Origin of the sequence: Micromonospora sp. S4605, from assembly GCF_003176715.1 — a bacterium.
GTDB classification, from domain to species: Bacteria; Actinomycetota; Actinomycetes; order Mycobacteriales; family Micromonosporaceae; genus Micromonospora; species Micromonospora echinaurantiaca.
In genome coordinates, this window is sequence record NZ_QGSW01000060.1 from 1 (window position 1) to 1,950 (window position 1,950).

Consider the following 1,950-nt stretch of genomic DNA (forward strand, 5'->3'; position numbering starts at 1 on the left):
CGACCCGTCGACCGCCCGCCGACCCGGCCGGACCGGGCGGCCCGCGCACCCGTCGGCCGTCCGCCCACCCGGCCGGACCGGGCGGCCCGCGCACCCGTCGGCCGTCCGCCCACCCGGCCGGACCGGCGATCCGCCGGCCGGGCTCAGCCGGCCGGCCCCACCGGCGCCGCCGGCTGAGCCGTGACCTGCTGGACCACGCCGAGCAGGGCGGCGTTGACCTCCTGCGGCCGTTCCATCATCAGCATGTGGCCGGCGCCGGGACAGACGGTCAGCTCGGTGGCGGGCAGCGCCCCGGCGATCGATTCGGCGCACGGCGGCGGGGTGAGCCGGTCCCGGTCGCCGACCAGCGCGGCGGCCGGCAGGCGGCCGAGCGCGGCGAGGGTCTCCAGCCGGTGCTGCGCCCCGATGGAGGCGCGGAAGCCGCCGATCGAGCGCAGCGAGGCCCGGGCCACCGCCGAGGTGACCAGCCGGATGTCGGACGGGTCGCAGCGGTCACCGAAGAGCATCCAGCGGATGCTGGGGCGCAGGGCGCGCAGCAACGCCCGTGGCGGCCGCCAGGACCCGCAGCGGGCCAGTACGCCGGCCCCGGTGGTCTCGGCCAACCGGATCAACCGGGCGATCCGGGGCGACAGGCCGTAGACGGTGTGCGTGTGCCCCTCGGCGGTGGTGGCGACGAACACCAACCCGGCGATGCGGGCGGCGAAGTGCTCGGGGTGCCGGTGGGCGTACTCCATCACCGTCATGCCGCCCATCGAGTGCCCGACCAGCACCACCCGGCCGGTCGGGGCCACCTCGTCCAGCACCGCGGCCAGGTCGTCACCGAGCTGGGCCAGGGTGGCCGTCGGCAGCGCCATGCAGCTGGACCGGCCGTGCCCGCGGGCGTCGTAGGTGACCACCCGCACCGACCCGGCGGTGCCGTCGCGCAGCGCGGCGAGCTGCCGGTGCCAGCTGCGCCCGTCCAGCGTCCAGCCGTGCAGCAGCACCACGGTGACATCGGCGTCGGCCGGCCCGGTGCACTCCACGTGCAGGCGTACGTCGTCGGGCAGACGTAGGTCGAGCTGCTCCGGCATCGCCACCTCCCCAGGCCGCACGGATCCGCAACACCGGGGATACCCGGTGGTAACACCGGCTACCCGTCATGACACCACGCCAACCGCACTCAGAGAAAGATTCACGACCGGGCGGCCTCGGGCGGTCGGTCCGAGCAAGCTGGGGGACATGCGCTCCCCGCGGGCAGTCCCGACCGGTGCCGGTGGTGCCGGTGGCGCCGGTGGTGCCGGTGGTGCCGGTGGTGCCGGTCCGGACGGTCGTCCGGCCGGCGGTACGCCGCGGGCCGCGCTGGCCGAGCTGCTGGCCGGCAACCGGCGGTTCGTCAGCGGCCAGCCGATCCACGGGCACGACGTGACCGCCGCCGCGGCCAGCGCCTCCGGCGACCAGCAGCCGTACGCGGTGGTGCTGGGCTGCATCGACTCGCGGGTGCCGCTGGAGGCGATCTTCGACCAGACGTTCGGCTCGATCTGCGTGATCCGCACCGGCGGGCACGTGCTGGACCGGGCGGTGCTGGGCTCGATCGAGTACGTCGTCGACGAGCTGGGCGTACCGCTGGTGATGGTGCTCGGGCACGAGCGGTGCGGAGCGGTCGCCTCGGCGCTGGACGCGGTGCGCGGCGGGCGGCGGCCGGCCGGCTCGCTGGCCCACCTGGTCGACCAGATCGCCCCGGCGGTGCACGAGGTGGGCGTCGACGACCCGGGCGCGCACCCCATGGCCATCCGCCGGCACGTGCTCCGCACGGTCGCCGCGCTGCGCGCCGACGACCTGCTGGCCGCCCCCGTCGCCGCCGGCCGGGTCAACGTCGTCGGCGCCCTCTACGACCTCTCCACCGCCCAGGTGACCCTCCTCAACCCCACCCGCTCCAGGCCCGTTGATCATGGGCGGGGTTAGGGGGTGGGG

General features: G+C 76.3%; 2 protein-coding genes. One reads left to right on the forward strand and one right to left on the reverse strand.

Going from position 1 to position 1,950, the window contains the following annotated elements; translation table 11 throughout:
* Positions 1-143 precede the first annotated feature (143 nt).
* Positions 144-1,070 (reverse strand): alpha/beta fold hydrolase, encoded by a 927-nt coding sequence (locus DLJ47_RS03170; RefSeq protein ID WP_109898613.1) that lies wholly within the window; start codon positions 1,068-1,070, stop codon positions 144-146.
* Between the two features lie 148 nt (positions 1,071-1,218).
* Here DLJ47_RS03170 and DLJ47_RS03175 point away from each other — a divergent pair, with 148 nt between their 5' ends.
* A complete protein-coding gene (locus tag DLJ47_RS03175) occupies positions 1,219-1,941 on the forward strand; it encodes a carbonic anhydrase (RefSeq protein ID WP_109898612.1) in 723 nt (240 codons plus the stop codon).
* Positions 1,942-1,950 lie beyond the last annotated feature (9 nt).

Bases quoted from the DNA above. Each gene is read 5' to 3' on its own strand.
- DLJ47_RS03170 (WP_109898613.1), bottom strand. From the start codon at position 1,070: ATGCCGGAGCAGCTCGACCTACGTCTGCCCGACGACGTACGCCTGCAC.
- DLJ47_RS03175 (WP_109898612.1), top strand. From the start codon at position 1,219: ATGCGCTCCCCGCGGGCAGTCCCGACCGGTGCCGGTGGTGCCGGTGGC.